The organism is Amycolatopsis sp. SID8362 (assembly GCF_010550475.1).
In the GTDB taxonomy this organism is placed as follows: Bacteria; Actinomycetota; Actinomycetes; order Mycobacteriales; family Pseudonocardiaceae; genus Amycolatopsis; species Amycolatopsis eburnea.
In genome coordinates this window covers 1-3,907 of record NZ_JAAGNB010000197.1, presented here as the reverse complement: position 1 = coordinate 3,907, position 3,907 = coordinate 1, and the positions used below count along the sequence as shown (strand labels likewise).

The 3,907-nt window shown below is 70.9% G+C and carries 5 protein-coding genes; 2 read left to right on the top strand and 3 right to left on the bottom strand.

Features of this window, described 5'->3' with window-relative positions:
* A partial coding sequence (locus G3I65_RS07225; RefSeq protein ID WP_239070717.1) for an SGNH/GDSL hydrolase family protein occupies positions 1 to 740 on the top strand: 740 nt, incomplete at its 5' end.
* On the opposite strand, the gene G3I65_RS07220 is transcribed toward G3I65_RS07225, so the two are convergent.
* The 3 genes from G3I65_RS07220 to G3I65_RS07210 all read right to left on the bottom strand — a co-directional run bounded on the left by G3I65_RS07220 (position 698) and on the right by G3I65_RS07210 (position 3,214).
* Positions 698 to 1,210, bottom strand: a complete 513-nt coding sequence (locus tag G3I65_RS07220) for a hypothetical protein (protein ID WP_239070715.1) — start codon at positions 1,208 to 1,210, stop codon at positions 698 to 700. The two genes, G3I65_RS07225 and G3I65_RS07220, sit on opposite strands and share 43 nt — an antisense overlap.
* Positions 1,211 to 1,272: 62 nt before the next feature.
* The gene (locus tag G3I65_RS07215; protein WP_160695395.1) at positions 1,273 to 2,484 is read right to left on the bottom strand and encodes a cytochrome P450; all 1,212 of its coding nucleotides are present in this window, start codon (positions 2,482 to 2,484) and stop codon (positions 1,273 to 1,275) included.
* Positions 2,485 to 2,518: 34 nt separating this feature from the next.
* Positions 2,519 to 3,214, bottom strand: a complete 696-nt coding sequence (locus G3I65_RS07210) for a TetR/AcrR family transcriptional regulator (RefSeq protein ID WP_160695394.1) — start codon at positions 3,212 to 3,214, stop codon at positions 2,519 to 2,521.
* A gap of 141 nt (positions 3,215 to 3,355) precedes the next feature.
* Here G3I65_RS07210 and G3I65_RS07205 point away from each other — a divergent pair.
* A partial coding sequence (locus tag G3I65_RS07205) for an AAA family ATPase (protein ID WP_160695393.1) occupies positions 3,356 to 3,907 on the top strand: 552 nt, incomplete at its 3' end.

Genomic DNA, 3,907 nt, shown 5'->3' with positions numbered 1-3,907 from the left:
TGCTCGGCGACTCCACCGCCGTCGGGCTGGGGGATCCGCTGCCCCGGCGGGGCGGGTGGCGCGGGGTCGGCCCGCTGGTCGCCGCCGCGCTCGGGGTCGAGGCCGACGGGTACCTCAACCCCTCCTTCACCGGCGCGCGGATGCGGTGCGTGCTCACCGAGCAGGTGCCCGCCGCCGTCGCGCACCGGCCCGATGTCGCGCTGCTCGTCGCCGGGATGAACGACACGCTCCGGCCCGACTTCGATGCCGTGAAGATCGCCGCCGACCTCACCGCGGTGATCCACCGCCTCCGGGACGCCGGGACGACCGTGGTGCCCGTCCGGTTCCACGACCACAGCAGGGTCTTCCGCCTCCCGCCGTCGCTCAAGCGCGCGCTCAGCGCCCGGGTCGCCGAGCTCAACGCGGCCATCGACGAGGTCGTCGCCCGCGAAGGCGTGCCCTGCCTCGACCTCGACCGGCTGCCCGGCGCCTACGAGCTGGCGTCGTGGAGCGTCGATCGCCTGCACCCGTCCGAACTCGGGCACCGCATGCTCGCGGAGGGCTTCACCGGGCTGCTCGCCGGCGCCGGGTTCGCCGTGCCGGAGCCGGTCAGCCTCACCTGCAGCGGCGGGGTCGAGCCGAGCGCCGCGGGGCACGTGGGGTGGCTGGTGCTCAAGGGAATCCCGTGGCTCTGGCGCCGTGGCCGCGAGTTCCTGCCCTACGCCGCGGTCATCATGTGGAACTCGTTCCGCGCCCGCTGAACACGCGGAGCGCTTCGACGTCCGGGTACGCGCAGCGCTCGGCGAGGAACCGGCACGCCGCCTCGGCGTCGTACTCCGTGCGCCGCAGCCCCATTGCGCCGCAAGGCGTTCCGATGCTGCCCGGGTTGACGATCAGCGGTCGGTCGGCCAGGCGCACGAACGGCATGTGCGTGTGCCCGCAGACCAGCGGGCTGTCGACGAGCCGTGGGGCCCAGGAACGGCAGATCGCCGGGACGCAGCTGCTTCGCCGCCCAGGGGAAGATCGGGTCCGGGACGATGTCGCCGGCCCCGCGCGCGGACGCCGCCAGTTCGCGGTCGGCGTTGCCGCGCACCCACACCGCCCGGGAGCCGAGCGATTTCAGGCGCGTCAACGTCTCGACCGGCATCGGCCCGGCGAGGACGTCGCCGAGCAGCACGATCCGGTCCGCCGCCGCGACGTCGTGGACGTCGGACAACACCGCCACCGTCATTGGTCCACCTTCGGGCACGGCAGCGCCCCGGGCGAGGGTTTTCGCCCAGGGCGCAACCGGTGCTACCCGATGGTGAGGGGCAGCTCGCGCACCCCGGTCATGTTCGGGTTGACCTGGAACTTCGGCGGCTCACCCGGGATCGTGCGCAGCGCGGGGTAGCGGTCGAACAGGATGTTCAGCGCCACCCGGCCTTCGAGCCGCGCGAGCGGCGCCCCGATGCAGAAGTGGATGCCGCGGCCGAACGCCAGGTGCGGGTTCGGGTCGCGCAGCGGGTTGAACGTGTCCGGGTCGGTGAACACCCGCTCGTCCCGGTTGGCCGCCGCCACCCACACGAGCAGCATCTGGTCCGGTGGCACGGTCACCCCGCCCAGTTCGACCTCGCGGGTCGCCGTGCGCGCCACCGCCGCGAACGGCGAGAGGTACCGCAAGGACTCTTCGATCGTCGCCGGCAGCAGCGACCGGTCGGCGCGCACCCGCCGGTCCCACTCCGGGTGCGTGTCCAGGCACAGCACCGCGTTCCCGAGCAGCATCGTGGTGGTGATGTGCCCGGCCAGCAGCAGGATGTTCGCGAAGTTGACGACTTCGTTGCGCGTCAGCCGTTCCCCGTCGACCTCGGCCTCGACGAGCTTCGTCAGCAGGTCCTCCCGCGGCTGCGTCCGCCGTTCGTCGACGTGCGCGCCGAGGTATTCGGCAAGCGCTTTCTGGCCTTCCAGGGATTTCGCGACCGACTCCTCCTGGGTCTTCGTCTGCTCCTTCAGCGAGAACTGTTCCGAGGAGTCGAACAGCTTGTCCACCCAGCCCTTGAACAGGTACCGGTCGCTCGCGGGGACCCCCAGCAGCTCCGCGATCACGATCACCGGCAACGGGTAGGCCAGGTCTTCGACCAGTTCGAGCCGGCCGTCGCCGCCTGCCGCGTCGAGCATTTCGTTCGTCACCGCGGCGATGCGCGGCTCCAGGTCCGCCACGACCTTCGGCGTGAACGCGCGGCTGACGAGCTTGCGCATCTTGTTGTGCAGCGGCGGGTCCAGCTGCAGCAGGTTGCCCGCCGACATCTCCTTCAGGTCGGCGTCCTGCATCATCTCCTTCGGCACCAGCCTGGTGGTGTCCGAAGAGTACGTCGCCGGGTCGCGGAGGACCTCTTCGGCTTCCGGGTGCCCGTAGACGTTCCAGAAGCCCAGCTCGGGCGCGTGCTGCACCCGCGCTTCCGGTTGCTTCCCCCGCAGCCAGAACTGGGATTCGTGCAGTCCCCAGGTGTCCGCTTGTGTGGTGGTCATGTCCGCCCCTTCTTTCCCCTGTGCGGCCCCGGGATCAGCCGGGGGCCTTGGCGGGATCGTGTGCGTAGATCCCTTGCCGTAAGCCCGAGACGAGCGCCTCGAGCGCCGAACCCAGTTCCGCGGCCACGTCCGCGACGGCCAGGGGATCGGGTTCCCCCGCCGGTTCGAACGCGGTGCGGATGATGTGCGCGAGGACGGCCGCCTTGTCCTCGAGGGCGATCCCCTCGAACTCGTCGGACAGCGTGTCGCCGAGGTAGAAGCCGAGCGTCGCGGCGTTCAGCGCGTAAGTGATGTTCGGGACGTCCGCGCGGATCAGCCCGCGCCGGAGCATCGCGTCCTCGAACTGCCCGCGCAGCTCGTCCTGCTGCTTGCGCAGGGCGAGGTCGCCGAGCGAGCCGAACATCTCGGCGTTGCCGCGCAGCATCGCCATCACCAGCGGACGGCGGTGGGTGACGAGGAACGACGCCGAGATCATCCGGTGCGGCAGGATCATCGCCGGGTCGGCCTTGATCGAGGCCAGGATCTCGTCGGTCAGGTCGGCCGACTCGCGCATCATCAGCGCCTGGAACAGCAGTTCCTTGTTGCGCCAGTGCAGGTAGACGGTGCCCTTGCCGATGCCGACCGCGCGCGCGATGTCGTCGATCGCCACCTTGCGGTAGCCCATGCGCAGCAGCAGCTCGCCCGCCGCGTCCAGGATGCGGTCGGCGCGCTCGCGGTTCGGATGACTCATGCGGTTCCACCTGCTGGTTCGTTGAACATTTGACCTGTTGACCAGAATCGCACTTTCGGTCAACCGGTCATCACGACGGTAGCGCGGCCGCCGGTGCCACGGCAAGCGGTCTTGTCGGTGCCGTCGGTTAACGTCATCCGTGTGGCACAAGACGAGCTCTTCACCGTGAACGCCGATCTGGCGCCCCTGCCGGAACCGACGGGGTCGAACGCCGGCGAACCGCAGGCGGACCCGGCGAGCTCGCCCCTGGCGGTCCGGATGCGGCCGCGCTCGCTCGACGAGGTCGTCGGCCAGCAGCACCTGCTGCGCGAGGGCGCCCCGCTGCGGCGCCTGGTCGAAGGGGCCGCGCCGGCTTCCGTGCTGCTCTACGGCCCGCCCGGCACCGGCAAGACCACCCTGGCCAACCTCGTCTCGATCGCCACCGGCCGCCGGTTCGTCGCGATGTCCGCGCTTTCGGCGGGCGTCAAGGAGGTCCGCGGGGTCATCGAGGAGGCCCGGCGGCGGCGCCAGTACAACGCCGAAAACACCGTGCTGTTCATCGACGAGGTGCACCGCTTCTCCAAGACCCAGCAGGACGCGCTGCTGGGCGCGGTCGAGGACCGCACCGTGCTGCTGGTCGCGGCGACCACCGAGAACCCGTCGTTCTCCGTCGTCTCGCCGCTGCTGTCGCGGTCGCTGGTGCTGCAGCTGCGC